This window comes from Flavonifractor sp. An4 (genome assembly GCF_002161755.1).
GTDB lineage: Bacteria > Bacillota > Clostridia > Oscillospirales > Oscillospiraceae > Flavonifractor > Flavonifractor avicola.
The window spans coordinates 39,668-65,142 of sequence record NZ_NFIL01000008.1; the positions used below are offsets into that span (position 1 = coordinate 39,668).

22 protein-coding genes and 1 tRNA gene are annotated in these 25,475 nt (G+C 60.7%); 9 read left to right on the forward strand and 14 right to left on the reverse strand.

Translation table 11 applies throughout. The annotated features are described in order from the left end of the window. Positions 1-29: 29 nt before the first annotated feature. From B5F94_RS05370 to B5F94_RS05395, 6 genes are all read right to left on the reverse strand, one after another. Complete coding sequence (locus B5F94_RS05370) at positions 30-1,757, reverse strand: phospho-sugar mutase (protein WP_087328534.1); 1,728 nt, start codon at positions 1,755-1,757, stop codon at positions 30-32. A gap of 132 nt (positions 1,758-1,889) precedes the next feature. After that, positions 1,890-2,378, reverse strand: coding sequence for a 23S rRNA (pseudouridine(1915)-N(3))-methyltransferase RlmH (gene rlmH, locus B5F94_RS05375; protein ID WP_087328536.1), 489 nt, complete (start codon positions 2,376-2,378; stop codon positions 1,890-1,892). Next, positions 2,375-3,163, reverse strand: a complete 789-nt coding sequence (locus B5F94_RS05380) for an MBL fold metallo-hydrolase (RefSeq protein ID WP_087328623.1) — start codon at positions 3,161-3,163, stop codon at positions 2,375-2,377. The genes rlmH and B5F94_RS05380 overlap by 4 nt, the downstream gene beginning before the upstream one ends. A 65-nt stretch (positions 3,164-3,228) precedes the next feature. Beyond that, complete coding sequence (locus B5F94_RS05385; RefSeq protein WP_087328539.1) at positions 3,229-4,521, reverse strand: UDP-N-acetylglucosamine 1-carboxyvinyltransferase; 1,293 nt, start codon at positions 4,519-4,521, stop codon at positions 3,229-3,231. A gap of 403 nt (positions 4,522-4,924) precedes the next feature. After that, the gene (locus tag B5F94_RS05390; RefSeq protein ID WP_087328542.1) at positions 4,925-5,713 is read right to left on the reverse strand and encodes an NYN domain-containing protein; all 789 of its coding nucleotides are present in this window, start codon (positions 5,711-5,713) and stop codon (positions 4,925-4,927) included. An 11-nt stretch (positions 5,714-5,724) separates the two neighbouring features. Beyond that, complete coding sequence (locus B5F94_RS05395; RefSeq protein WP_087328544.1) at positions 5,725-6,528, reverse strand: M55 family metallopeptidase; 804 nt, start codon at positions 6,526-6,528, stop codon at positions 5,725-5,727. Positions 6,529-6,669: 141 nt separating this feature from the next. Between B5F94_RS05395 and B5F94_RS05400 the strand changes: the two genes are divergently transcribed. Next, complete coding sequence (locus B5F94_RS05400; RefSeq protein ID WP_087328548.1) at positions 6,670-7,137, forward strand: RNA polymerase sigma factor; 468 nt, start codon at positions 6,670-6,672, stop codon at positions 7,135-7,137. After that, positions 7,134-8,453, forward strand: a complete 1,320-nt coding sequence (locus B5F94_RS05405; protein ID WP_087328551.1) for a hypothetical protein — start codon at positions 7,134-7,136, stop codon at positions 8,451-8,453. The genes B5F94_RS05400 and B5F94_RS05405 overlap by 4 nt, the downstream gene beginning before the upstream one ends. Before the next feature lie 50 nt (positions 8,454-8,503). On the opposite strand, the gene B5F94_RS05410 is transcribed toward B5F94_RS05405, so the two are convergent. From B5F94_RS05410 to B5F94_RS05430, 5 genes are all read right to left on the reverse strand, one after another. Then, complete coding sequence (locus tag B5F94_RS05410; protein WP_087328553.1) at positions 8,504-10,036, reverse strand: efflux RND transporter periplasmic adaptor subunit; 1,533 nt, start codon at positions 10,034-10,036, stop codon at positions 8,504-8,506. A gap of 18 nt (positions 10,037-10,054) precedes the next feature. Beyond that, on the reverse strand, positions 10,055-12,364 hold the full coding sequence (locus B5F94_RS05415) for an ABC transporter permease (RefSeq protein ID WP_087328558.1): 2,310 nt from the start codon (positions 12,362-12,364) through the stop codon (positions 10,055-10,057). A 1-nt stretch (position 12,365) separates the two neighbouring features. After that, positions 12,366-13,067, reverse strand: coding sequence for an ABC transporter ATP-binding protein (locus tag B5F94_RS05420; RefSeq protein WP_087269713.1), 702 nt, complete (start codon positions 13,065-13,067; stop codon positions 12,366-12,368). 175 nt (positions 13,068-13,242) lie between these two features. Beyond that, on the reverse strand, positions 13,243-14,544 hold the full coding sequence (locus B5F94_RS05425) for a M18 family aminopeptidase (RefSeq protein WP_087328561.1): 1,302 nt from the start codon (positions 14,542-14,544) through the stop codon (positions 13,243-13,245). A gap of 74 nt (positions 14,545-14,618) precedes the next feature. Next, positions 14,619-14,703: transfer RNA gene (locus B5F94_RS05430), tRNA-Leu, on the reverse strand. Between the two features lie 121 nt (positions 14,704-14,824). Here B5F94_RS05430 and B5F94_RS05435 point away from each other — a divergent pair. After that, complete coding sequence (locus tag B5F94_RS05435) at positions 14,825-15,664, forward strand: pyridoxamine kinase (protein WP_087328565.1); 840 nt, start codon at positions 14,825-14,827, stop codon at positions 15,662-15,664. A gap of 78 nt (positions 15,665-15,742) precedes the next feature. Here the strand turns inward: B5F94_RS05435 and gap are convergent, their stop codons facing one another. Beyond that, on the reverse strand, positions 15,743-16,756 hold the full coding sequence (gene gap, locus B5F94_RS05440) for a type I glyceraldehyde-3-phosphate dehydrogenase (protein ID WP_087328567.1): 1,014 nt from the start codon (positions 16,754-16,756) through the stop codon (positions 15,743-15,745). A 259-nt stretch (positions 16,757-17,015) separates the two neighbouring features. Between gap and B5F94_RS05445 the strand changes: the two genes are divergently transcribed. From B5F94_RS05445 to B5F94_RS05470, 6 genes are all read left to right on the forward strand, one after another. Beyond that, positions 17,016-17,807 (forward strand): sensor histidine kinase, encoded by a 792-nt coding sequence (locus B5F94_RS05445; RefSeq protein WP_087328568.1) that lies wholly within the window; start codon positions 17,016-17,018, stop codon positions 17,805-17,807. Positions 17,808-17,945: 138 nt separating this feature from the next. After that, positions 17,946-19,121 carry a cation diffusion facilitator family transporter gene (locus B5F94_RS05450; RefSeq protein WP_087188850.1) on the forward strand — a complete coding sequence of 392 codons (1,176 nt, stop codon included), beginning with the start codon at positions 17,946-17,948 and terminating at the stop codon, positions 19,119-19,121. Between the two features lie 333 nt (positions 19,122-19,454). Next, the gene (locus tag B5F94_RS05455) at positions 19,455-20,150 is read left to right on the forward strand and encodes a response regulator transcription factor (RefSeq protein WP_087188851.1); all 696 of its coding nucleotides are present in this window, start codon (positions 19,455-19,457) and stop codon (positions 20,148-20,150) included. Continuing rightward, the gene (locus B5F94_RS05460; RefSeq protein ID WP_087269729.1) at positions 20,147-21,604 is read left to right on the forward strand and encodes a sensor histidine kinase; all 1,458 of its coding nucleotides are present in this window, start codon (positions 20,147-20,149) and stop codon (positions 21,602-21,604) included. Before B5F94_RS05455 ends, B5F94_RS05460 begins: the two co-directional genes overlap by 4 nt. Before the next feature lie 15 nt (positions 21,605-21,619). Then, on the forward strand, positions 21,620-22,864 hold the full coding sequence (locus tag B5F94_RS05465; protein WP_087328571.1) for a S1C family serine protease: 1,245 nt from the start codon (positions 21,620-21,622) through the stop codon (positions 22,862-22,864). Positions 22,865-23,037: 173 nt separating this feature from the next. Then, the gene (locus B5F94_RS05470; RefSeq protein WP_087328573.1) at positions 23,038-24,192 is read left to right on the forward strand and encodes an amidohydrolase; all 1,155 of its coding nucleotides are present in this window, start codon (positions 23,038-23,040) and stop codon (positions 24,190-24,192) included. 47 nt (positions 24,193-24,239) lie between these two features. On the opposite strand, the gene rpiB is transcribed toward B5F94_RS05470, so the two are convergent. Beyond that, a complete protein-coding gene (rpiB, locus tag B5F94_RS05475; protein ID WP_087188855.1) occupies positions 24,240-24,665 on the reverse strand; it encodes a ribose 5-phosphate isomerase B in 426 nt (141 codons plus the stop codon). Positions 24,666-24,678: 13 nt separating this feature from the next. Next, the gene (locus B5F94_RS05480) at positions 24,679-25,470 is read right to left on the reverse strand and encodes a histidinol-phosphatase HisJ family protein (protein WP_087328574.1); all 792 of its coding nucleotides are present in this window, start codon (positions 25,468-25,470) and stop codon (positions 24,679-24,681) included. Positions 25,471-25,475: the final 5 nt, after the last annotated feature.

The following is a 25,475-nucleotide window of genomic DNA, read 5'->3' on the forward strand; positions in this document are numbered from 1 at the left end:
GAAGCGGGGGCGGCTTTTTGCATTTCAAATCAGCCCTTCAGGCTCTCGGCCCAGGCGGCATACTTGGCTACCTTCTCATCGGCCTCCGCCTTGGTGGCGCCGTTGGCCAGGATATACACCTTGACCTTGGGCTCGGTGCCGGAGGGACGGACGATGAGGCTGGTGCCGTCGGCCATCTCGTAGCGCAGCACGTTGGAGCCGGAGAGCTCCATGGTGGTCTTGCTGCCGTCGGCCACGGTGACCACGGAGCCGTCCTTGTAGTCCTTCTGCTGGGTCACCGCCACGCCGGCGATCTCCACCGGGGGGTGCTCCCGCAGGCCGGCCATCAGGTCAGCCATCTTCTTCAGCCCGTCCAGACCGGGCATCACCAGGTTCAGGGTCTTTTCGCCGTAGAAGCCGTACTTCTCATAGCACTTCTGGAGGGCGTCGTACAGGGTCATGCCCTGACCGGCGTACCAGGCGGCCATCTCGGTGAGGGCCAGAGCGGCGGTGACGGCGTCCTTGTCCCGGACGTAGTCGCCCAGCATATAGCCATAGCTCTCCTCGTAGGCGAAGATCACCTTGCCCTCGCCGGCGTTCTCCAGCTTGTCCTTCTTCTCGGCCAGGAACTTGAAGCCGGTGAAGGTGTCGTAGCAGGCCAGACCGTTGGTCTCGGCCACCTTGCGGGCCATCTCGGTGGTGACGATGGTCTTGAGGGCCACCGGCTTGTCCGGCATCTTGCCGGTGCGCTGCTTGGCGCCGATCAGGTAGTCCAGCAGGAGCACGCCGGTCTGGTTGCCGGAGATGGTGATGTACTCGCCCTGGTCGTTGCGCACCATGATGCCCACGCGGTCGGCGTCGGGGTCGGAGCCCAGGATGAAGTCGGCCCCTTCCTTCTTGGCCAGATCCACAGCCAGGTAGAAGCCCTCGGGATTCTCCGGGTTGGGGGAGACCACGGTGGGGAAGTTGCCGTCAATGACCATTTGCTCAGGGACACAGATGACGTGCTTCATGCCCAGACGCTTCAGAGCCTCGGGGATCAGCTTGTAGCCGGTGCCGTGGAAGGGGGTATACACCATCTTGAAGGTGTCGGCCACCTTCTCCACAGCGGCCTTGTCGTTGACCTGACCCATCACGTTGGCCAGGAACTTCTCGTCGGTCTCCTCGCCCATCAGGGTGATGAGGCCGGCCTTCATAGCCTTGTCATAGTCCATACGCTGGATGGAGTCGAACAGATCCAGCTCCTCCATCTTGGCGGCAATGGCGGAGGCGTGGTGGGGGGGCAGCTGAGCGCCGTCCTGCCAGTAGACCTTGTAGCCGTTGTACTCCTTGGGATTGTGGCTGGCGGTCACGTTGACGCCGGCGATGCAGTGGTACTCCCGGACGGCAAAGGACACCTCGGGGGTGGGACGCATGGCGTCAAACAGGCGGACCTTGATGCCGTTGCCCGCCATGACACAGGCGGTCTCACGGGCGAACGTCTCGGAGTTGTTGCGGCAGTCGTAGCACACGGCTACGCCCCGCTCCACCGCCTCGGGGCCCTCAGCCTTGATGACCTCGGCGAAAGCCTGGGTGGCGTGGCGGATGACGTGGATATTCATCTGATGCAGGCCCACGCACATAGTGCCGCGCAGACCGGCGGTACCAAACTCCAGAGGAGCAAAAAAGCGGCTTTCGATCTCCTTCTCGTCGCCGGAGATGGAACGCAGTTCCTCCTTCTCCGCCTCGCTGAGGGCGGGACTGTTCAGCCACTTTTCATATACATCACGATAAGCCATGGGAATTACCTCCAATACCTCAATTTCAGCAAAAGCACATCTCTGCGCTTGTGATTATAGCACAAACTGACCGGTATATCTACCCTGTTTTTTGGGAGTTTACGCCGTAAGCTGCAAAAAATTTCCTGCTCTTTACTTGTGGTACCCGGAGCCCTCCACGATCTTGAAGCAGCGGTAGATCTGCTCCAGCAGCATGACCCGGGCCAGGTGGTGCGGGAAGGTCATGGGGGACATGGACAGTCGCAGATCGGCCTTTTCTTTCAGGGAGGGGTGCATCCCGTAGGAGGAGCCGATGAGGAAGGTCAGGGTGTTTTTGCCCTGGCCCGTCCACCCCTCCAGACGGGCGGCCAGTTTCTCGCTGGAGAGAAGCTGGCCCTCCACGCACAGGGCCACCACCGCCCCGCCCTTGGGCAGCTTGGCGGTCACCGCTGCCGCTTCCTTTTCCAGCGCGGCGTCGATCTGGGCCCGGGAGGGATTTTGCGGCAGCCGCTCCTCGGGCAGTTCGGTGAGCTGGAGCTTGCAGTAGCCCCCCAGCCGCTTGACGTATTCCGCCGCCCCGTCTATGTAGAACTTTTCCTTTAGCTTGCCCACGCAGATGATATGGATGGAACTTCCTTTCATACAGTGTACCTCCGTCCCGGCTCACTGCGGGGAGCCACATCCAGCAGTACGTCCTGGCCGGGAACGGCTCCCATGCGTGTGAGGGAATCCCCCACCACCTGCCGGGCCCGCTCCGGGGTGTTGTTCTCGTGGGACAGGTGGGCCAGCACCACGGCGGAGGTGCCTGCCGATACAGCGGAGCACACCAGGGCAGCCCCAGCCTCGTTGGACAGGTGGCCCCGGTCGCCCAGGATGCGGTCCTTGAGAAAGTAGGGATAGGGGCCGGAGCGGAGCCACTCCACGTCGTGGTTGGCCTCGGCTACCAGCAGATTGGCGCCCCGGATGCCTGCCTTCACCGCCTCTGTTACATGGCCCAGGTCGGTGACCACCGCCGCCTTCCGCCCGCCGGCGGAGAGGGCGTAGCCGGTGCTCTCGGCGGCGTCGTGAGGGGTGGGGAAGGTCTCAATGTCGATGGAGCCGATGGAGAAGCACTCCCCCGGCGTGAAGGGGTGAAGTACCTCTTCCAGAAAGGCGATGCGGTAGCACAGCTGCCGACCGGTGCCCCGGCTGGCGTACACCGGCACTTTCCGCTGCTTGGTCAGGGTGGTGAGACCGGAGATGTGGTCGGTGTGCTCATGGGTGATGAGCACGGCGGACAGGCTGGCGGGGTCGACGCCCAGCCCCTTCAGGGCGGTGGTGATCCGGCGGCAGGAGATGCCGGCGTCCACCAGGATGTGGGTGGCGCCGTCACTGACCAGCAGGCTGTTGCCGCTGGAGCCGCTGGCCAGGGTACACAGTTGAAGCACAAAATCGCTCCTTTCCAGAAAAAACAGGCGGGGGAGTTCCCCCGCCTGCATAAGATTTATGTTGATTATCCAACCTGGGCCTGTTTGTCCTCGTCGGGGGTGACCACCACACGGATGTCGGCCCCCACGCCGGACAGCTTGCGGACGATGTCCTCATAGCCACGCTCGATGTGGTGGATGTGGCCGATCTCTGTGGTGCCCTGGGCGGCCAGTCCGGCAATGACCATGGCCGCGCCTGCCCGCAGGTCACAGGCCTGAATGCGGGCGCCGGTAAACTTCTCCACGCCCTCAATGACGGCAATCTTACCGTCCACCTGGATCTGAGCACCCATGCGGCGGAACTCGTCCACATAACGGAACCGGTTGTCCCACACGCCCTCGGTGATGACGCTGGTGCCCTCAGCCAGGCAGAGGACAGCGGCGATCTGGGGCTGCATATCGGTGGGGAAGCCGGGGTAAGGCAGGGTCTTGACGTTGGTACGGGTCAGCTTGCCGGTGCGGCGCACCAGCACGGCGTCGTCCTGCTCCTCCACGTCCACGCCCATCTCCAGCAGCTTGGCGGTGATGCACTCCAGGTGCTTGGGGATCACGTTCTTGATGAGCACCTCGCCGCCGGTGGCAGCCACGGCGGTCATATAGGTGCCCGCCTCGATCTGATCGGGAATGATGGAGTAGGTGCCGCCGGTCAGCCGCTCCACGCCCCGGATCTTGATGACGTCGGTGCCGGCGCCCATGATCTCGGCGCCCATGGAGTTGAGGAAGTTGGCCAGGTCCACAATGTGGGGCTCCTTGGCGGCATTTTCAATGATGGTCATGCCGGCGGCCAGCACGGCGGCCAGCATGATATTCATGGTGGCGCCCACGGAGACGATATCCAGATAGATCTGGGTGCCGTTCATCCGGCCATTGGAGGCCTTGGCATGGATATAGCCGCCCCGGACGTCCACGTTGGCCCCCATGGCCACAAAACCCTTGATGTGCTGGTCGATGGGCCGGCCGCCGAAATCACAGCCGCCGGGCGGGGGTACCTCCGCGGAGCCAAAGCGGCCCAGCAGAGCGCCGATCAGGTAGTAGGAGGCCCGGATCTTGCGGGCCAGTTCCTCAGGTACCCGGGCGTTGCGGATGTGGGAGCAGTCCACATCCACGGTGGTACGGTTGACCGTACGCACGTCGGCGCCCAGTTCCTGCAAAATATTGAGCAGCAGCGTCACATCGCTGATCTGAGGCAGATTTTCAATGCGGCATACCCCGTCCACCAACAGGGCGGCGGGGATGATGGCAACAGCGGCGTTTTTTGCGCCGCTGATGTCGATCTCTCCAAAAAGCGGTTTCCCGCCGTGAATCACATACTTTGTCAAAATGCAACCCTCTATTCCTTCCGCCGGGGAACACACCCACGCCGGCGGCATCCAAGGCCGGATCAGACCGGCACCATAAAGCATCTGCAAACGCCTGCCTGCGGCAGAGCGCTCCAATACGTATACATTATAACATAACCTGCCATAAAATCAAAGACATTTCTTTAATGCCTCTGTGACAGTGATGTTTTGATCATAATTTACCCTGCTATGCGGGAAATATACCAACGAGTCAGACAAAACGGACGCAGAATCCGGAAAAAAGATCCGTACTGCCCGGCGCATTGGGTCCGGAATATTATACCCTATGGGACTGCTTCTGTCTTTCTGAAAAATGCACAAAAAAAGCCACGGGAAGCTATGAATTTCGCAGCCTCCCGTGGAAGAATATGGATGACATTCTTTATTTGCTCTGTTTATCCCGTACCAGGATGTGGGTCACGTTGGGCTGGCTGGTGGGACGCACATCCACCTCAAAGCGGGAGAGGGATTTGACCAGCTTGGACAGCTTGGAAAAACCGAAGTTCCGGGGGTCGAAGTCGGGCTGCTTTTTCACCAGCAGATTGCCCAGCTCGCCCAGAGCGGCATAGCCGTCCTCATCGGCAATGGTGTCCACCGACTCGGCAATGAGCTTGACCACCGCCTGGGGGACCTTGTGCTCCGCTTCCTGAGGCTGTGCGGGAGCCTCCTTCTTTTTCTGGGGCTTCTGGGCCTTGGGTTTTTCTTCCTCCGCCCTGGCCTGCTCCGCTGCCGCCCGGATGACCTCAATGTAAACAAATTTATCGCAGGCCACAATAAAGGGGTTGGGGGTTTTCCGCTCTCCCATACCGTAGACCTTTTTGCCCGCCTCCCGCAGCCGGACGGCCAGACGGGTGAAATCGCTGTCGCTGCTCACCAGCACGAAGCCGTCCACCTGGCCGGTGTAGAGGATGTCCATGGCATCGATGATCATAGCCGAGTCGGTGGCATTCTTGCCGGTGGTATAGCTGTACTGCTGGATGGGTGTGATGGCGTTTTCCAGCAGAGGGCCCTTCCAGGAGGCCAGGTTGGGGGTGGTCCAGTCTCCGTAGATTCGCTTGATGGTGGGGGTGCCGTATACCGCCACCTCCGCCATGATGTCGCCCAAGGCCGAGCGGGGCGCGTTGTCTGCGTCGATCAGCACTGCCAGGCGCAGGTCGGTCTGTTCTGACATGGCGGTCCTCCTTAAGCCAGTACGAAGTGATAAAAGCGCAGCATCTCGTACCAGTCCTTTGCCGCAAAGGAGACGGTACGGCTGTCTTTCAGGCAAGCGCCGGGGTAGAAGCTGCGGCGGTAGGCCAGTTTGTGGTCGTGGAAGGTAACGGCAGTCTCAAAGTGTTTCGGCATAGGCACCGTACAGTCCTCCGCCCGGCCCACGGCCTCCTCCGCCCCTTTCCGAATGGCTTCCACTGCGGCGCTGGGGTGCATGGAAAGTACACCGCCCCCCACACCCTCATTCACCGGGACGGTGACAATGGCGGGGATGAGCTGCCGGGCGCTGTCGCACAGGTCCTTGTCCCCGGACAGAAAACAGACGGGTACGCCGAAGTAACCTGCAATATAGGCATTGATGAGAAACTCGCTGGCCGGAGTTCCATTGAGCAGCACCTGAGCGCAGTCGGTGGTCATGGTATGGGATAATGGATTACCGCCGCAGGAGCTCCAGGCATGATAGCCGGTAAAAAGTACGCCGCCAAACGTTTCCCGGTTCAGGCCGGCCATCATACACAGGGGATCGCCGGTCCAGCCCCGGAAGATGCGGATCTGACGGGGAAGGGCGGCGGCGTCCAGATTGCGGGCAGAGTCGTGGGCGTCCTTTACCAGCAGACCCTCCGCTCCACCGGCCAGGGCGCCCTGACAGGCGGCGGCCACCTCGGCGGTCATCTGTTTGCGGAAGGGTTCATAATCAGAAGCGGAGCCCCGCTCGGTCTCTTTCCAATCGGCAATGCCGCAGGTGCCCTCAATGTCGGCGCTGAGATAAAATTGCATAAGACAGGCCTCCCAAGTGTTTTTTTCAGTATATCATAGTTTTTTGCCTTCAGGCAACTTGGCGGAGCTACTATTTTGTGCAACCATTGCAGCAATTTGCCGTCTAAAAGCGTATACAGGGTGAAAGGGGGAGCGGGAACCATGGACCCCAACCGGTTGGAATCGCTGATTCAGATCCATCAAAATACCCTGTACCGGGCTGCCTTGGCCATTCTTGGGGATGCCCATGAGGCGGAGGACGCGGTGCAGGACGCCTTCCTGCGCTGCCTGGAGAAGGGGCCGGAGTTTGAAAGCCCCGCCCACGAGAAGGCCTGGCTGCTGCGGGTCACCGTCAATGGCTGCAAGAGCCGCCTGCGGTCACCATGGCGGAGGCGCACCGCCCCGCTGCTGGACACCTACCCCGCGGCCGGACCGGAGGAGCAGAGCCTGATGGAGGCCATCGGGGCCCTGCCTGCCAGGGACCGGGCGGTGCTCCACCTCTATTATTATGAGGGATATCAGACCGCAGAAATCGCCGAAATGACCGGCTGGCGGGAGGGTACCGTTCGCTCCCGGCTCACCCGGGCCAGGGCAAAGCTGGGAGCGCTGCTGAAAGGAGAAATGCAATGAACCGATATCGTAATTATATGGACCGCATCTCCGCTCCGGAATCCCTGGCGGGCCGGGTGTTGGAGGGAAAGCGGCCCCGTCGGGCCCGTCCCGCTTTGGCCGCGGGCGTTCTGGCGGCCTGCTGTCTGGTGGCGGCGGTAGGTGGCTGGCAGTTGTGGCAGGGGAGAAGTCTGGCCGGGCCGGACTCCACGGCGGGGGTAGCGGCCACGCCTGCCGTGACACAGACCATCCCGGAGCGGGGCTATGCCCTGGTGGTGGAGGATGCCTTCGGAGGACAGCCCCACAGCTTCCCCAATGTACCCGGGTATGATTACCATTACCCCGACTGTACCGGCTCGGACGTCGTGATAGGCGACTACGCCTATCCGGAGGGGTGGTTCATGGAGCTGTTGTCCGCCCAGGAGATCATCAACGTGTTGGGGGGGACCGATCAGGTACCTTGGCAGTTAGATTGGACCGGCTTCGGCCTGAGCGGCATGGTGATCTACGACGGGGAGGGGAACCCCTGGCGGATCGAGATCATCGGTCAGCGGGGGGCGGACACCCTGCGCCTGGAGCTGTGGCCCGGTCGGGAGCCCATCATTGATCTGATCTATGCAGATGCCGCTGTCCAGGATGTGGATGGGGTAGAGGTCACCACCTACTCCCTCTACTACGATCAGGACGGGGACGATACTAAGGAATACACCTATCATGCGGATTATTTTGACGGCGCCATGGGGGTGAACTTTACCTGTACCAGCAAGGACCAGGGGACCGCCGCCTGGCTGACCAATCTGGTGGTGGGTCACAAGGGATTTACCGCCGACGGCCTGACTACCCCCGCCGGCGGGCAGCATATGGACCTGGGTACCGCCCGACTCTACGGCAGCGGGGAGCTGACCCTGGGCGAGGCCTATCAGCAGGAGCTGGCCGCTTATCTGCCCGACCGGTCGGCCCTGCCCGACGGCTTTACCTTTGAAAGCGCCCACTGGCATTTCGACGAGGTGGAGGACAGTTTGAGCATCCTGTGGTGCCGGGGATATGACACTGTGAGCGTGAAGGCAGCCCTGCTGCTGGACTCCAACACCGGTGAGCAGCTGGACACGGACGTGCTGCCGGACGAGATCACGCCCCAGGCAATGGAGCAGCGGTTCGGCCGCTATGTGGACGATGACCTGGGGGATACCCCGGGCTGGCGATACGAATCCTTCACTGTTCACTATTTCCGCAACGGGGAGCCCACGGTGGCCGTCACTTATTCCATCAAGGGCCTTACCCCGGAGGAGGCCGCCGCCCTTGTGAACAGCTGCCAGGGAGAATGGAGCCTGGATTAAGATCTGGAGAAAAGAAGCGCCTGCCGCTGCCGCGGCAGGCGCTGTTCTGTTTACGGAAGCACGATGGTGTCCTCCTCCGTGATCCCGGACAGGATCTCCACATATTCGCTGCCCCAGAGGCCGGTCTCCACAGTGACCGTCTCGGCCTTGCCGTTTCGCAGGACCTGGACGGTATCTCCATCCACCGCTTTCGCAGGCACACGGAGGCAGTTCTCCTTCCCCTCCGTGAGGATGGACACCGACACATTCATGCCGTCCCGCAGACCGTCGGTGTTGTCCAGGGCGATCTCCACGGTGTAGTCGGTGACGCCGCCGGAGGTGACGCCGGTATCCTCCACCCGCCGCACCGAGCCGGTGTAGGTGCGCTGCTCCCCGGTGTCGGTGGTGAAGGTGATGGATACGCTCTGGCCGGTGCCCACCCGGTCGATGTACTGTTCGTCAATGCTGGCGTGGACGCACAGGGCTTCAGGCTGGGCCAGCACCGCCATGGGGCTGCCGGCGGAGGCCAGATCCCCTTCCTTGGAAGTGCGGGAGAGGATGACCCCGTCCGCCGGAGCGGTGATGGTGTAGTCCTCCCGCTGATCGGTAAGTTGGTCCAGGCTGGCCTGAGCCGAGTCCACTTGAACCTGGGCGGCGTCCACCTGGAGCTGGGCGTTGTCTACCTGGAGCTGGGCGTTGTCCACGGCGTTGGTCAGGCTGTCATTTTTCAGGGTGAGCACCGTCTGCCCGGCGGTGACTGTCTCGCCCTCCTGAATGGAGAGGGTAAGCACCTGACCCGACTGGCCGGCGTAGATGGACTGTTCGGTGGTGTAGGAGATGGTACCTGCCTCCATGCACATCACCCCGTTCACCGACGCCATGGCGGTGGAGCCGCTGGCCAGGGTGCCGGGATTGCGGAAGGAGAATTCCACGTTGACGCCGGTGCGGCTGCCGCTGAGGGCCACCGGCGTATCATAGACCCGCACCACCGTGCCGGTGAGGGTGTCCGCCTTGCCGGGGAAGGAGATGACAGCAGCAGCACCCGGTGTCAGGGCCTTGGCGTCCTCCAGGGCGAAGGGGACGGTGAGTTTCAGATTCACGCTGTCCACCACCTGGGCCACCGGCGTGCCGGAGGAGATGAAATCACCCACATGGACGTTGACCGCTGTTACCGAGCCGGAGGCGTGAGAGACCACCGTCAGGTCAGCGCAGGCGGCTTGGGCCTGGGACAGACTGACCTTGGCCTGCCCCAGAGAGGCCACCGTTTGCTCCAGGGCCACTTTGGCGCTGTCCACCGACAGCTGGGCCTGGACGATCTGATCCTCCAGGGCATCGGAGTCAATGGTGTACAGGGTCTGACCTGCCGTTACGGTGTCCCCCTCCTGAAAGGTACACTCCGTCACGGTGCCGCTGACAGTGGGGACGATGGTATAGTTGTCGGCATAGGTCACAGTGCCGGTATCCTCCACCCGGTACTCCACCGGGCCGGTATCAGGCTGGACGGTGCGATACTCGTCCTGGTCGGAGCCGGAACAGCCGCTTAGCAGAAGCAGGCCCAGCACAGACAGAAGAGCCGTGCCCCGCCGCCAATACACAACTTTCATAAGAAACACCCCCGTGTGCTATTCCACGCTTTTCAGTGCGCCCAGCATATCGATCTCCCGCATTTTTCGCCCGATGATCACATTGACGCCCAGGGCGAAGATCATGGTGACCGCGCATGACAGGCCGATGGCCATGGGGGTGATGATCACCTCCAGAGGCATGGCGGTGATGGAGAGGATCAGGAACCGATCCAGGGCAATGCCCAGAGGAATGCCGCACAGGATACCGGCTCCGGCGAAAATCAGGTTTTCGCTCAGCTGCAATTTTTTGATCTCTTTTTCGTAGAAGCCCAGGACCATCAGAGTGGCCAGGCTGCGGATCTGTTCATAGAAGCTCATGATGCCCAGGTTATAGATGACGATGCAGGCCAGCCCGCCGCCAAAGAGAATGAGGATGTACACCACCATGGAGGTGTTGGTCATCTTCTCCACTGCGGCGGCCGTCACCGCCTCCCGGCTCTGCCAGCCGTCCACAAAGTCGTACCGGTCCAGTTCTGTTTCCAGTGCGGCGGCATCCTGGGTGGTGAGATAGGCGGTGGTGGGCGTATAGGACTTGCCCAGCTCCCGCCACAGACTGCGGCTGATATAGGCGCCGCTGACGCACCGGTTGATCTCTGCGACCCTTAACCTGTAGTAATGGTTGTCGCCGGTAAAACGAAGGGTAATGATATCGCCCTCCTCCACCCCCAGATCGTCAGCCAGCAGCTTTTCCAGCACCACCCCGTCCTCCGGCAGGGTGAGGGACCCGGTGGCATAGGGATCATACAGGTGAAGGGAGACGGTATCCTCGGTCACCGTCAAAGTGGAGGTGGTCCGCTGATCGTCGGTATACATCCAACAGGCGGTGGTCATCTCCAGTTCTGCCCCGGTGACGCCGGGGGCGTTGGTCAACCGGCTGTGCTGGGCCTCGGTGACTGAGCTGTTCAGACTGGCCATTACGTCATACTTGTTTTGATTTTTGGCCAGGGCATCGGAGTAGGCATCCATGGAGTCCTTGATGGCAAAGGCCATGAACACCAGGGCCATACAGAAGGCGATACCCACCACACAGGTGAGCATCCGCACCTTGTTGCGGAAGGTGTTGCGGATGATGTACTTGCTGTTAAAGCCCAGCCGCCGCCACAGAGGACCCACCCGTTCCAACAGAACGGTCTTGGCGTTTTTGGGGGGCTTGGGGCGCATACACTGGGCGGGACTTTCCTTTAACAGGGAGCGGGCCACCAGCCAGGCGCTGCCCAGGCAGCACAGGGCGGTAAGACCTGCCGCCTGGCCCCAGGCGGAGAAATCGTGGACAATGGTGTAGGGGGGCAGGTCGCAGCCGGTGGCAATGGTCCACACGATAAGCTGGGAGATGTATTTGCCCAGCAACGCGCCGATGGGAAACCCTACGATCACCACCAGCAGGGCATGGAGCAGATAGTAGATCAAAATCGTGTGGTCGTTATAGCCCAAAGCCTTGAAGGTGCCGATGTCCATACGGGCATTTTCAATGAGCCGGTTCATGGTACTCACCATCATCAGTACCGCGCACAGGAAAAACAGGGTGGGGAAGAAGGTGAGGATGGGTACCAGGTTGTCTTTGCCTTCCATCAGGGAATAGGCGGGCTGGTTGTCCTTCAGCGCCAGGATGTTGACCACTTTGTTGCCCAGCGCATCATCGATGGCTTCCCGGATGGCAGAGGCGGGAATGTCATCGGCGGTGGTGATACAGATCTGGGTATATTGATTGGCTCCCATCACCCCGCTGAGGACCTCCTCGTCCACATAGGCGAAGGCGAAACGGGACAAGTCGGGGGAGGGATTGGTGGCGTTGATGTTGTAGAGGCACTCCGGGTCCTTGCCCACACCGCAGATCTGGAGCCGCAGGTGGATCCCCAGGCCGGTGAGGGTGATCTCGTACCAGTCACCTACCTCCAGACTGTGGGCGGCTGCGTACTGGTCGCTGAGGAAGATTTCCCGGCTGTTTTGGGGCAGGGAGCCTTCCACAATATAAGGAGTATTGATGGAAAAATTGGCCACACCGTAGAGGGTGAGGGTCAGATCGCTGTCATAGCGGTCCTCGGCATCCAGCACCACCCGGGGCTGTACTCCGGTAATCCCTGTGATGGCCGACAGATCCCGGCAGTCCCCCTGATCCAGGCCAGTGCCGGAGATCCAGTAATCGGCCACATTTTGGGTGTCGTAGTAGTCGCCCATCAGCCGGTCTACGTTATAAATGATGCCGCTGAGGCCGGTATATACCACCACGGCGATCATGGTGATGATGCTTACCGAGATCAGCCGGGAGGCGGTGCGCCGAAGGTCGCGGAAAAAATTCTTCCAGATCATGCTACCACTCCAGTTCCTGTACGGGCACCGGGTTGGGGTTCTGCTCAAAGGATTCGATCTTACCGCTCTTCATGCGGATCAGTACGTCGGCGGTAGGAGCCAGAGCGCCGTTGTGGGTGACCACTACCACCGTCTTTTTGCTCTGCTTGCACAGGTCGTACAGCAGGGCCAGGATGGATTTGCCTGTCACATAATCCAGGGCGCCGGTGGGCTCGTCGCACAGAAGCACGTCGGGATTTTTGGCCAGGGCGCGGGCGATGGCGCCCCGCTGCTGCTCGCCGCCGGAGCACTGGGCGGGGAAATTCCGCCGCCGTTCATCCAACCCCACCATACGCAGTACCTCCCGAGTGTCCAGAGGGTTGGGGCAGATCTGGCTGGCCAGTTCCACATTTTCCTCCACGGTCAGGTTGGGCATCAGGTTGTAGAACTGGAACACAAAGCCGATGCTCTCCCGGCGGTACTGGGTGAGCTGCTTCTTGTTGAACCCGGAGATCTCTTTCTCGTTGACAAAGACCTTGCCGCCGGTGGGGGAGTCCATGCCGCCCAAAATGTTGAGGACCGTGGATTTACCGGCGCCGCTGGCCCCCAGAATAATGGTGTATTTGCCCTCGGGGATGGTAAAGCTGATGTCGTCCACCGCTTTGATCACCGTTTTGCCCATGATATATTCCCGGGACACGTGCTCCAGCCGAACGCCTGCCATAGGGACGACACCTCCCTGAAATTGGTTAAAAAATACGGATATCGGTGGAATTAGAGAAATTATTTGTGCTATTATGCTATATTATAACACGGCATATTTGCTTTCTCAATCCCTGGGGGAAAGGCTGAATAAAAAATCATCTGCGGTTTCCGAAGTAACCGCAGATGATTTGGTATTATGCAAATTGATAGATGCCGTCGGCGATGGGCGCAAAGCCGGCCTGGAAGAAGGCGGCGCAGGCTTTGGCCATGTAGGCCGGGTCCTGACTGCCGGCGGTCTCCACGGCAGAGTGCATGGCCAGCTGGGCCATGCCGATGTCCACCATGGGGATACTGACAGCTTGGCTGAGCAGATTGCCCAGGGTGGAGCCGCCGGGCTCGTCGGCCCGGTTGGCAAAGATCTGCACCGGCACTCCGGCCTGCTGGCAGACGGCTTTGAACAGACCGGCGGTGAGGCCGGTGGTGGTGTACTTCTGGTTGGCGGACAGCTTGATGACCACGCCGCCGTTGGGGTAGACCTTGTTGGCGGGATCGGCCTTCTCGGTGAAGTTGGGGTGGACGGCGTGGCCGTTGTCGGCGCTGAGGAGCATACTGCCGGTCAGAGCCTGCCGCACCTGCTGGTCGTCCAGCTTCAGGACATGGGCAATGCGGGAGAGCACATCGGGCAGGAAGGAGCTGAGGGCTCCCTGCCGGGTGCCGCTGCCCACCTCCTCGTTGTCAAAGAGACAGTAGACCTGGCCCAGCTTGTCCTGAGGGGCGGCGGTGAGCAGGCCCTCCAGGGTGGCGTAGGCGCAGCCCAGATCGTCAATGCGGGGGGCCTGGAACAGCTCCCCGGCGGGGCCCAGCACCACCGGCTGCTGCCGGGGGCAGAGGGTGAGATCGGTAGAGAGAATGTCCTCGGGATTCACGTTCAGCTCCTGGGCCACCAGCTGGGTGAGGGAGGGGCTGCCCGCCAGGCCGTACAGGGGCTGCATATCCTTCTGGGCATTGTAGTCATGGCCCCGGTTCACATCCCGCTGCTGATGGATGGCAAGGCTGGGGATAGTGAGCAGGTCCCGGTCCAGGTAGACCAGACGGCTCTCCACGCCCTGGGCGGTTTTGACAATGGCCCGGCCTGCCACAGTGAGGGGCCGGTCCAGCCAGGAGGCACAGTTCATGCCGCCGTAGCCTTCAGCAGACAGGCGGAGGTAGCGCTTGTCCCCCTCCAGCACGTCGCCCTTGATATAAAAGGTGGGGGAGTCGCTGTGGGCGGCAGTCATACGCCAGCCGGTGAGAGCGGTTTTAGGCAGCCGGAAGGCGATGAGGCTGCTCTGGTTGCGGGTAGTGTAATAGCCTTTGCCCCACTCCAGGGTCCAGGACGCGCACTCCTCCAGGCGGGTGAAGCCGGCCTCCTCCAGCAGGGCGGCGGCGCTGCCCACGGCGTGGTAGGGGCTGGGGCTGCGGGAAATAAAATTCATCAGTTGATGCAGGGTATCCATATTTGGTAACCTCCTGGGTGAAAGATCCAAAGATATGATAAAAAGCCGCGAACGTGGCAACGTCCGCGGCAGTGTGGTGCGGGCATGGGGACTCGAACCCCAACGCCGTGAAGCACGAGAACCTAAATCTCGCATGTCTACCAATTCCATCATGCCCGCCTGTTGTGTCCACTAGTTTAGCATCCGCGAGGGAAAATGTCAATTCCGACAGGGGGTTGCGGCAGGGACAGGAAGGCATTATAATGAAATGGCATATGCAGCCCAAAGGAGGAACCATACCATGGAAATTGCACCCCGGATTGCTGCCATACAGGATATTTCGGGCTTTGGCCGCTGCTCATTGACGGTGGTGCTGCCGGTGCTGTCCGCTATGGGCAGCCAGTGCTGCCCCCTGCTTACCGCCAGCCTCTCTGCCCATACCGCTTTCCCGCCCAGCGATAAAGCCACCTTTCTGGACCTGACCGGCCAGATGGAGGGGACCACAGCCCATTGGGCGGAGCTGGGCGTGACCTTTGACGCCATCTACAGCGGTTTCCTGGGCTCAGCGGACCAGATCCGCATCATTGAACGCTTTTATCAGCAGTTCCGGGGAGAACACACCCGGGTACTGGTGGACCCGGTGATGGGAGACCACGGAAAGCCCTACCGCACCTGTACCCCAGACCTGTGCGCTAAAATGCGTCAGCTGGCTGACCAGGCCGACTGCATCACCCCCAACTGGACCGAGGCCGCCCTGCTGCTGGACGAGGACTACGCCAACCGTCCCACGGAGGAGACGGGCATCCGGAACTGGTTGGAGCGGCTGAGTCTGGACGGCAAACGTTCGGTGGTGCTTACCGGTGTCAGCCTGACGGAGGGCCAAATCGGGGCGAGCTATTTTGACCGCATCACCGGCACTACCGGCTTTGCCATGGCCCACCAGGAGCCCGCCCACTTCCCCGGCACCGGTGACCTTTTTGCCAGCGTGCTGCTGGGCGCCCTGATGCGGGGGGACGAGCTGCCCGGATCGGTGCGGCAGGCAGTGGACTTTGTACAGCGCTGCGTGGCCTGCACCCTGGAGGTGGGTACCCAGCCTCTGGAAGGGGTTCAGTTTGAGCCCCTGCTGAAAGAACTGGTGTAAACGCCGCCTAACATCAGAGAGACAAACATAAAAAAGGGACGCTGCTGATGCAGCGTCCCTTTTTTGGATTCAAGTAACTTACTTGTGGTCCACGGAATACATATGAGCAATGAGGTCCAGGACCTTGTTGGAGTAACCCCACTCGTTGTCGTACCAGGACACGACCTTCACGAAGGTGTCGGTCAGAGCGATGCCGGCGCCGGCGTCGAAGATGGAGGTGCGGGCGTCGCCCAGGAAGTCAGAGGAGACAACGGCGTCCTCGGTGTAGCCCAGGATGCCCTTCAGCTCGCCCTCGGAAGCAGCCTTCATGGCGGCGCAGATCTCGTCGTACTTGGCGGGCTTGGCCAGGTTGACAGTCAGGTCAACAACGGACACGTCCAGGGTGGGAACACGCATGGACATACCAGTCAGCTTGCCGTTCAGCTCGGGGATAACCTTGCCCACGGCCTTGGCGGCGCCGGTGGAGGAGGGGATGATGTTGCCGGCAGCAGCGCGGCCACCACGCCAGTCCTTCTTGGAGGGGCCGTCGACGGTCTTCTGGGTAGCGGTGGTGGAGTGAACGGTGGTCATCAGACCATCGGTGATGCCCCAGTTGTCATGCAGCACCTTGGCGATGGGAGCCAGGCAGTTGGTGGTGCAGGAAGCGTTGGACACGAACTTCATGTCGGAAGTGTAGGTGTTGTGGTTGACGCCCATCACGAACATGGGGGTGGAGTCCTTGGAAGGAGCGGACATAACGACCTTCTTGGCACCGGCGTCAATGTGAGCCTGGGCCTTCTCCTGGGTCAGGAACACGCCGGTGGACTCCACGACGTACTCAGCACCCACCTCGCCCCAAGGAATGTCCTTGGGGTCCATGCAGGCAAAGAACTTCACGGTCTTGCCGTTGACAATGATGGCGTCATCGGTGTACTCGATGGTGCCGTCGAACTGACCGTGCATGGTATCGTAACGGAGCATATAAGCCATGTAGTCGGGGGTCATGAAGGGATCGTTGATACCCACGAACTCGATGTCAGAGCGGTTGATGCCGGCGCGGAACACCAGACGGCCGATACGGCCAAAACCGTTAATACCCACTTTAATGCTCATAGTGAATCTCTCCTTTGTTCTAAATAGCCTCTTAATACATCTTTCTTTGGCGCGACTACATTATAGACTAATCTGCCGGGAATGAAAAGAGGAAAAATGCAAAACTTACTGGGGAAACTGTATAAATTTATATGGTGGTTATCGGTAAACGTGGCGGTTTCGATGTAATACGACCGTATTCCTTGAGATTCGACAAAATATTTGCTATACTGACTTTGACTTTACCGTGTTTTGGGAGCTGAGAGGAGGAGGGAGGCCCATGGAGCCTGTTTCCGAGGATCTGGGGCTGCTGCTGGTGGAGCAGTTCCGGGAGCAGATGAACAATCTGGCGGCGGCGGTGCAGCTGCTGACGCCGGTGGTACAGGAGAAGGGAGGGCGCCAATATGAGCCCTACCTGGCCATCCTCCACCAGAGTATGTACCGCATGATGCGGATGCTGGGCAATCTGGAATATCTCCAGCTGCCGGAGGACGAATTGACAGTGACCCGGACCAGTCTGGACCTTGCCGGGCTGTGCCGCGGCCTTGGAGAGCAGGTGGCCTCCCTGGCGGGACAGGCGGGCCTGGAGTTCTCTTATGAGGAGGAGCGGGGCAGCCTCATCACCACCGGGGATGGCCCCCAGCTGCGGCGGATGCTGCTGGGCCTCATTTCCAATGCCTTTCGGGCGGCCGGAAAAGGGGGGCATACCGGACTGCGCCTGGCGGTGCGCCAGGACCGGGCGGTGCTTACCGTATGGGACGACGGCCCCGGTTTGCTGCCGCCGGAGGAGAAGAAAGAGCAGGAGCTGCTCCACCGGCCCGACGGCCTGGGCCTTGGCCTGCGGGTGGCCCGGCGGATCGCCGCCCTCCACGGCGGGGCTATCGTATTTGAGCAGCGGGAGGACCGGGGGTCCCGGGCGGTGGTCTCTCTGCCCATCCGGCCGCCGGAGGGGGGCGCGGTGCTGCGTACCCCGCGGACAGACTGGGACCGGTCGGGTGGTTTCTCCGATCTGATGGTGGAGCTGTCCGCCGTATTGCCCTACGAGGCTTTTTTACCCGCTGACCTGGAGTAAGATACAAATGAAAAAAGAGCGCGGCGCTTGGCGCAGCGCTCTTTTTCTATTCCCAGGAAAGCGGTATGGAACTTGACGTTACCGGCCTTCCGTGGGATAATAATAAGAATCTTGTTTTTTGGTTTGGAGTGAGCCTATATGACGGATTTTCTGGTCCGGCATTTTGTACGAGATTATCAGCAGGTACAGGACCCGGCGGTGCGGGAGCGCTACGGTGTACTGTCCGGCGGAGTAGGTATTTTCCTCAACCTGCTGCTGTCGCTGGGCAAGTTTTTTGCCGGCGTGGTCACCGGCTCCATCGCTGTCACTGCCGACGCCTTCAACAACCTGTCCGACGCAGGTTCCTCGGTGGTGACCCTGGTGGGCTTCAAGCTGGCGGGGCAGAAGGCTGACGACGGACACCCCTTTGGCCACGGCCGCATTGAGTATCTGGCGGGACTGCTGGTGTCTCTGCTAATTTTAATGGTGGGCGTGGAGCTGGGCAAGACCTCCATTGAGAAGATCATCCAGCCGGAGGAAGTGGCCTTTTCCATCCTGTCGGTGGGCATCCTGGTCTGCTCCATCCTGATCAAGCTGTGGATGAGTCTTTTCAACCGGAAGCTGGGCAAGCGTATCCACTCGGCGGCCATGCAGGCCACTGCCACCGACTCCCTGTCCGATGTGGTGGCCACCTCCGCCGTGCTGGCGGGCACCCTCATCGGTCACTTTGCTCATGTGAGCATTGACGGCTGGATCGGCGTGGTGGTGGCAGTCTTTATCCTGCGGGCCGGCTGGGGCGCCGCCAAGGATACCCTGAATCCCCTGCTGGGCACCGCCCCCGACCCGGAGCTGGTGAAGGCCATCCAGCAGCTGGTTCTGTCCCACGAGCAGGTGGTGGGGATGCACGATCTGGTGATTCATGACTACGGACCGGGCCGTCGGATGTGCTCCTTCCACGCCGAGGTGCCGGAGGGAGACGACATCATGGAGGCCCACGATGCCATCGATCACATCGAGCGGGAGATCCAGGAGAAATTCGGCATTGAGACCACCGCCCACATGGACCCCATTGCCACCGGAGACAGTGAGGTAGCCCGTCTGCGGGAGCAGGTGAGCGAGCTGGTCCGGGAGATCGACCCAGATATGAGCATCCACGACTTCCGCCTGACCCGTGGTCCCCGACACTCCAACTTGATTTTTGATGTGGTGGTGCCCCACCGCTGCCGTCTCAGCGATGAGGAGATTCGCAGACGCATTACCGAGGCGGCAGAGCAGGTGGTGCCCGGCTGCTATGTGGTGCTCCAGCTGGATCGGTCCTATGTGGGGGCAAGATAAGGCGATTTACAAATTGTTCACCCCCACTGTGGGGAAACGTGTATAATAATGTCTGATGAATAAACCGAAAATCGGTTTATTCCCGCGGCTGTAGCCGCGTATTTCCATTGGTGCGTTGAGACGCACCAATGGAAGGTGCAAGGTTTTTTGGATAACTTTGTCCAAAAACCTTGCACCTGAACAAAGCTATTTGGCCTTGAAAGATTTGGCTTTCAAGCCTTCCGGCTCTGTTCATTACGCATTATAATAAGGTTAAGTATGGCACAGACGCCCAGGTATAAACGGACATACCGGAAGAATACCATTTGATTAGTCTGAAAAGGACGGTGTACTATGGCCAAGAAAGTCCTCATCGTGGAAGACGACTCCAACATTGCTGAACTGCTCCATCTCTATCTGGAGAAGGAGGGGTTCGAAACAGCGGTGGCCGGCGACGGCGGCAAGGGTGTGGAACTGTTCCGCTCCTTCCGGCCTGACCTGGTTCTGCTGGACATTATGCTGCCCGTTATGGACGGCTGGTCGGTGCTGAAAAAGATCCGGGAGAATGACAAGACCCCCGTGATCATGCTCACCGCCAAGGGCGAGACCCAGGACAAGGTGGCGGGCCTGGAGGGGGGCGCCGACGATTACATTGTCAAGCCCTTTGAGATGAAGGAAGTGCTGGCCCGCATCCACGCGGTGATGCGCCGGTTCGGCGGTGACGAAAACGGAGGGGGAGAGAAGAAACTCTCCTTTGACAAGCTGGTCATCAACCTGGATTCCTATGAGCTGCTGGTGGACGGCAAGCGGGTAGACACGCCCCCCAAGGAGCTGGAGCTTTTGTACCATCTGGCTGCCTCCCCCAACCGGGTGTTTACCCGCAACCAGCTGCTGGATGAGGTGTGGGGCTTCGATTACTTCGGAGACTCCCGCACCGTGGACGTACACATCAAGCGCCTGCGGGAGAAGCTGGAGGGCGTCAGCAGCCAGTGGAGCCTCAAGACCGTGTGGGGCGTAGGATATAAATTCGAGGTTGTGACGGCCTCATGAGAAGCCTGTATAAGCGGCAGTTTATCCTGACAGCCGGTATGATCCTGGTGTCCTTTGCTCTGTTGGGTGTGGCGTTCTTTACTCTGTCCTATCAGTACACCATCCGTCAGACCAAAGAATCCATGGAGCGCAACGCCGATTATGTGGCCAACTTCACGTCCAAGTCCCGGGCTCTGGGGCTGGGTGTGGAGGATGACGTCTACATTACCATGATCGCCACCATCGCCCAGATCTCTGACGCCGTGGTACTCATCACGGAGGCGGATGGCGAGATGGTGGTATCCACCGACGGCGTAACGGTTCAGGGCTACAACACCCTGGGCGGACGCTATCTGCCCCGCACCGTAGTGGAGCAAGTGACCCAGTCTGGAGGATATACCGGCATGAGCACCCTGGGCGGGTTCTTCTCTGAAAAGCGCTATGTGGCCGGTACGCCCATTGTGGTGGAGACCCTGGACCGCAGCAGCGGTCAGGTGGTCAAGACCATGGTGGGTGTGGCCTATGTGGCGGCGGAGGCCTCCAGCCTCACCGAACTGTGGCGGGCCTTTACCACCATCTTCTTCTTTACCGCGGTGGTGGTGCTGTGCATTGCCTTCCTGACCAGCTCTGTGACCTCTCTCAAGCAGACCAAACCGTTGAAGGAGATCGCCGAGATCGCCAGAAAGTTTGGCCACGGCGAGTATGAGCTGCGGGTCAAGGGCTATGAGGACCGGCGGGACGAGGTGGGAGAGCTGGCCGAGGCTTTTAATGCCATGGCCGACTCCATCTCCAAGAGTGAGGAGCGGCGGTCCGAGTTTGTGGCCAACATCTCCCATGAGTTAAAGACCCCCATGACTACCATCGCCGGCTTTTCCGACGGCATTCTGGATGGCACCATCCCGCCGGAGCGGGAGAGGGCTGCCCTCCAGACCATCTCCTCCGAGACCCGGCGGCTGTCCCGGCTGGTGCGGCGAATGCTGGACCTGTCCCGGCTCCAGTCGGCGGAAAATGTCACTGCCCAGGAGCAGTTTGATGTCTCCGAAATCATGCTGCGGGTACTGGTGAGCCTGGAGACCAAGATCAACGCCCGGCATCTGGACGTAGACACCCAGCTGCCTGACGGGGCGGTGATGGTGTGGGGCGATCCGGACGCCATCACCCAGGTGTGCTATAACCTGCTGGACAACGCCATCAAGTTCTCCAATGAGGGGAGCACCATGGGCATCTCCATCACTACCAAAGGCGGAAAGGCCCATGTGGCGGTACGCAACACCGGGCAGACCATCCCGCCGGATGAGTTGGCCATGATTTTCGACCGGTTCCACAAGAGCGACAAATCCCGCAGTGTGGACCGGGAAGGCGTGGGCCTGGGCTTGTATATCGTCAAGACCATTCTGAACAACCATAAGGAAAATATTACAGTGACCAGCCAGGACGGTGTGACCGAGTTTAACTTTACGTTGACCCTGGCATAAGGACAGGAGGGAGCCATGCACGGCTACTATTACGACCAGAACCGGGTCTATCCGCCGGAGGACCAGGACCGCCGACGGCGTCCGGGCCGGAGAGGGCCGGGGAAGGCTGTGGTGCTCTTCTGCTGCGCCCTGGCTCTGCTGCTGGTCGCGGCGGTAGTGCTGCGCTGGGTGGGTGATTCCCTGTCCCCCCGGGAGGATTTATTCCACTCTGGTGATAAATCCCCCGAAAACACCCCCTATGACTGGGGCGATACCTGGGATTGGGAGGACGAGGAGACCGGAGAGACCACCGTGGAGCGGGCCCCCTTGGGGGACGATGTGACCCTGACGTTGACGCCCCAGCCTCAGACGCAGGCCCATACGCTCCAGACCATCTACCAGGAAAACATCCAGTCCATCGTGTCCATCTGGGGCGACGCGGGGACGTCCTACTCCTTCGGCACCGGTGTGGTGCTGTCTGCCGACGGCTACATTATTACCAATACCCACGTCATCGAGGGCTGCAGTTCCGTGGAGGTGGTTCTCCAGGACGACAGCAGCTATGAGGCTCTGCTGGTGGGGATGGATGTGCCCACCGATCTGGCCGTGCTCAAGATCGACGCGCAGAACCTGCATCCTGCTGTGTTCGGCAATTCCGACGAGCTGCAGGTGGGGGATACGGTGGTTGCCATCGGCAATCCCCTGGGCCAGGAGCTGCGGGGCACCATGACCGACGGCATCATCTCCGCCATCAACCGGGATGTGGATGTGGACGGGTACAGTATGGTGCTCATCCAGACCACCGCCGCCCTCAACTCGGGCAATTCGGGAGGTGCCCTCATCAATGAATACGGCCAGGTGGTGGGGATCACCAATATGAAGATGTCCGCTTATGACGATACGGTGGAGGGTCTTGGCTTTGCCATCCCCACCACTACCGTCAAGACGGTGGTGGACGATCTGATCCGCCAGGGCTACGTCAGCGGGGAGCCTTCCATCGGTATCACCTGCTACACAGTTACCGAAGAGATGGCGGAGGAATATGACCTGCCGCTGGGGGTCTATGTGAAAAGTGTACAGCAGGACTCCGACGCCAAAAAGCAGGGTGTTTTTCCCGGCGACGTGATCGTGGAGGCCAATGGACAGAGCATCACCACCATTGAGGAGCTGCTGGCATTGAAGGAAGGCATGGAAGCGGGCGATGTGATCCACTTCCGCCTGTGGCGGAGCGGCGGATACCTGGAGCGGGATGTGACCCTGATGGAACAGTATGTTCCCTGAACAAAGACAGAAAAAACGGGCGTCTCCGTTAGGAGACGCCCAATATTACACAGAAGAATGGATTGAATGGTGACGTGGATCGCACTTGTCCTTCCTGTGAGCTGTGAATACAATATACTATAAATTACTAAAAATGTCAAACAAAAGATTTGACGAAAGGGGTCGGAAAGAAGATGATGATTGTCAATGGGGTGGTCCACCCCATGGATGGGCCGGTGATCCAGCGGGGTTATGTGGCCTTTGAGGATGGAAAGATCACGGCGGTGGGACCCATGGAGGAGCTGACCGCCGTCGCAGAGGGGGCGATGGATGCCCGGGGAGGGCACATCCTGCCCGGCTTTATTGACGCCCACTGCCACCTGGGCCTGTTTGGAGACTCCCTGGGGTTTGAAGCGGACGACGGCAACGAGTCCACCGACCCCTGCACCCCCCAGCTGCGGGCCATCGACGGGGTGAATCCTCTGGACCGGTGCTTTCAGGAGGCCCGGGAGGGGGGCGTCACCACGGTGCTCACCGGCCCCGGTTCTGCCAACCCCATCGCTGGGCAGTTCCTGGCTCTGAAAACCGACGGCCGTTGGGTGGATGAGATGGTGGTTAAAGCCCCGGCGGCTATGAAATTTGCTCTGGGGGAGAACCCGAAGTCGGTATACAACGACCGGAAGGAGACCCCGGTGACCCGCATGGCCACAGCCGCCCTGATTCGGGAGGAGCTGTCCAAGGCCATGGAATATCAGGACAAGCAGGACAAGGCCTCGGAGGACCCGGATACCGATATGCCTGACTATGACGCCAAGCTGGAGGCTCTGCTGCCGGTGCTGAAGGGGGAGGTGCCCGCCCACTTCCACGCCCACCGTGCGGATGATATCGCCACGGCGGTACGGCTCAGCCGGGAGTTCGGCCTGAAGTACGTCATTGTCCACGGTACCGAGGGCTACAAGATCTCCGACCTGCTGGCCGCTGAGGGGGCTGCGGTGATTACCGGCCCCTGCCTCACCGACCGCTCCAAGCCGGAGCTGTTGGGCCAGACCCTGGCCAACCCGGCCCTGCTGGCCAAAGCTGGGGTACGGGTGGCCATCTGTACCGACCACCCGGAGACCCCCATCCAGTACCTGCCCCTGTGCGCCGCCATGGCGGTGCGGGGTGGCATGGAGGAGGAGGCGGCTCTGGCGGCCATCACACGCAATCCGGCTGAGATCGCCGGCATCGGCCATCGGGTGGGTACCCTGACCCCCGGCAAGGACGCCGATATCGTGGTCACCCAGGGCCATCCCTTTGACTGGAACGGTAAGGTCCAGGCCGTGTTCCTGGAGGGAAAACAGGTTAAATAAGCAGCAAAAAGGCGCGCCGTAAGGCGCGCCTTTTTTGGCGGTAATGGTCAGGGCTCCAGCTTGTCCACCCGGCGCTGGTGGCGGCCACCCTCAAACTCAGTGTTGAGGAAGGCATCCAGGATCTTGTCGGCCATGTTGTTGCCGATGAGACCGCCGCCCATAGCCAGCATATTGGCGTTGTTGTGCCGGCGGGTCATCTCGGCGGACAGGGGCTCGCTGCACAGGGCGCAGCGAATGCCCTTCACCTTGTTGGCGGCGATGGAGATGCCGATACCGGTGGTGCAGATGACGATGCCCCGGTCACATTCGCCGGAGGCCACCGCCTCAGCCGCCGCCCGGCCGAAGTCGGGATAGTCGCAGCTGTCAGACGTGTAGCAGCCGTAATCCTTGTAGGCCAGCTGGTGCTGGTCCAGATAGTCCATGACGTGGCGCTTGAGGGCCAGTCCTCCGTGGTCAGAACCCAGTGCGATCATAATAACATCCTCCTTACAGTGTGTGGAACACAGGTCTGCGCTTCTCGTAGGTGGCCAGATAGCGGAAGCCCGCCTCCGCCAGCAGCTGGCAGGCCTGCTCACAGCCCTTGCCCACCCCGTCAGTGGTGTGTGCGTCAGAGCCGATGGTAACAATCTCGCCGCCGCAGGCCTTGAACTGCTTGAGCACCGGCAGCCACTCCTTCAGAGTGCGGCCACGCCAGGTGTTGATCTCGATGCCGCGGCCCCGTTCCGCCGCTGCCCGGAAGATACCGTCCAGCACATCGTGGTAGCGGTCCAGGGAGATGGGGTGATCCATGTAGCGCAGGGGGTAGATGATGTGGCTGAGCACGTCGTAGAAATCGGTGACTGCCAGCTGCGCCATGGAAGCAAAATAATCGTCCAGAGCGGCATAGCAGGCCGCAGGATCGGGGTAGTCCACATAGTAGAAGTCGGTACCCCCCTTTTCCGGACACAGGTTGTGGATCGAGCCCAGCACAAAATCCAGCTCCGGCTGGTCCAGAATGGTGCGGCTCAGTTCCGGATTCAGGTGGGCCATGCCGAACTCCAGGCCCAGGCGGATGGTCAGCTTGCCGGCGTAACGGGGAGCCACGGCGGCGTATTGCTCCAAGGCGGGGGGCCAGTCGTAGTGGTCTACCGGCTCTCCGTAGAGCTCCAGCAGGTCGCAGTGATCAGTGATACACAGCTCATTCAGTCCCGCAGCCACAGCGGCATCGGCCATATCGGCCAGGGGCACGCTGCCGTCGGGAGAGAGAATGGTGTGGGTGTGATAGTCGGTGAGAAACATGGTAA

Bases quoted from the DNA above. Each gene is read 5' to 3' on its own strand.
- B5F94_RS05455 (WP_087188851.1), top strand. From the start codon at position 19,455: ATGGCCAAGAAAGTCCTCATCGTGGAAGACGACTCCAACATTGCTGAA.
- B5F94_RS05465 (WP_087328571.1), top strand. From the start codon at position 21,620: ATGCACGGCTACTATTACGACCAGAACCGGGTCTATCCGCCGGAGGAC.
- B5F94_RS05370 (WP_087328534.1), bottom strand. From the start codon at position 1,757: ATGGCTTATCGTGATGTATATGAAAAGTGGCTGAACAGTCCCGCCCTC.
- B5F94_RS05390 (WP_087328542.1), bottom strand. From the start codon at position 5,713: ATGTCAGAACAGACCGACCTGCGCCTGGCAGTGCTGATCGACGCAGAC.
- B5F94_RS05450 (WP_087188850.1), top strand. From the start codon at position 17,946: ATGACGGATTTTCTGGTCCGGCATTTTGTACGAGATTATCAGCAGGTA.
- B5F94_RS05415 (WP_087328558.1), bottom strand. From the start codon at position 12,364: ATGATCTGGAAGAATTTTTTCCGCGACCTTCGGCGCACCGCCTCCCGG.
- B5F94_RS05435 (WP_087328565.1), top strand. From the start codon at position 14,825: ATGGAAATTGCACCCCGGATTGCTGCCATACAGGATATTTCGGGCTTT.
- B5F94_RS05425 (WP_087328561.1), bottom strand. From the start codon at position 14,544: ATGGATACCCTGCATCAACTGATGAATTTTATTTCCCGCAGCCCCAGC.
- gap (WP_087328567.1), bottom strand. From the start codon at position 16,756: ATGAGCATTAAAGTGGGTATTAACGGTTTTGGCCGTATCGGCCGTCTG.
- B5F94_RS05470 (WP_087328573.1), top strand. From the start codon at position 23,038: ATGATGATTGTCAATGGGGTGGTCCACCCCATGGATGGGCCGGTGATC.
- B5F94_RS05460 (WP_087269729.1), top strand. From the start codon at position 20,147: ATGAGAAGCCTGTATAAGCGGCAGTTTATCCTGACAGCCGGTATGATC.
- B5F94_RS05395 (WP_087328544.1), bottom strand. From the start codon at position 6,528: ATGCAATTTTATCTCAGCGCCGACATTGAGGGCACCTGCGGCATTGCC.
- B5F94_RS05400 (WP_087328548.1), top strand. From the start codon at position 6,670: ATGGACCCCAACCGGTTGGAATCGCTGATTCAGATCCATCAAAATACC.
- B5F94_RS05480 (WP_087328574.1), bottom strand. From the start codon at position 25,470: ATGTTTCTCACCGACTATCACACCCACACCATTCTCTCTCCCGACGGC.
- B5F94_RS05420 (WP_087269713.1), bottom strand. From the start codon at position 13,067: ATGGCAGGCGTTCGGCTGGAGCACGTGTCCCGGGAATATATCATGGGC.
- B5F94_RS05445 (WP_087328568.1), top strand. From the start codon at position 17,016: ATGGAGCCTGTTTCCGAGGATCTGGGGCTGCTGCTGGTGGAGCAGTTC.
- B5F94_RS05405 (WP_087328551.1), top strand. From the start codon at position 7,134: ATGAACCGATATCGTAATTATATGGACCGCATCTCCGCTCCGGAATCC.
- rlmH (WP_087328536.1), bottom strand. From the start codon at position 2,378: ATGAAAGGAAGTTCCATCCATATCATCTGCGTGGGCAAGCTAAAGGAA.
- rpiB (WP_087188855.1), bottom strand. From the start codon at position 24,665: ATGATCGCACTGGGTTCTGACCACGGAGGACTGGCCCTCAAGCGCCAC.
- B5F94_RS05410 (WP_087328553.1), bottom strand. From the start codon at position 10,036: ATGAAAGTTGTGTATTGGCGGCGGGGCACGGCTCTTCTGTCTGTGCTG.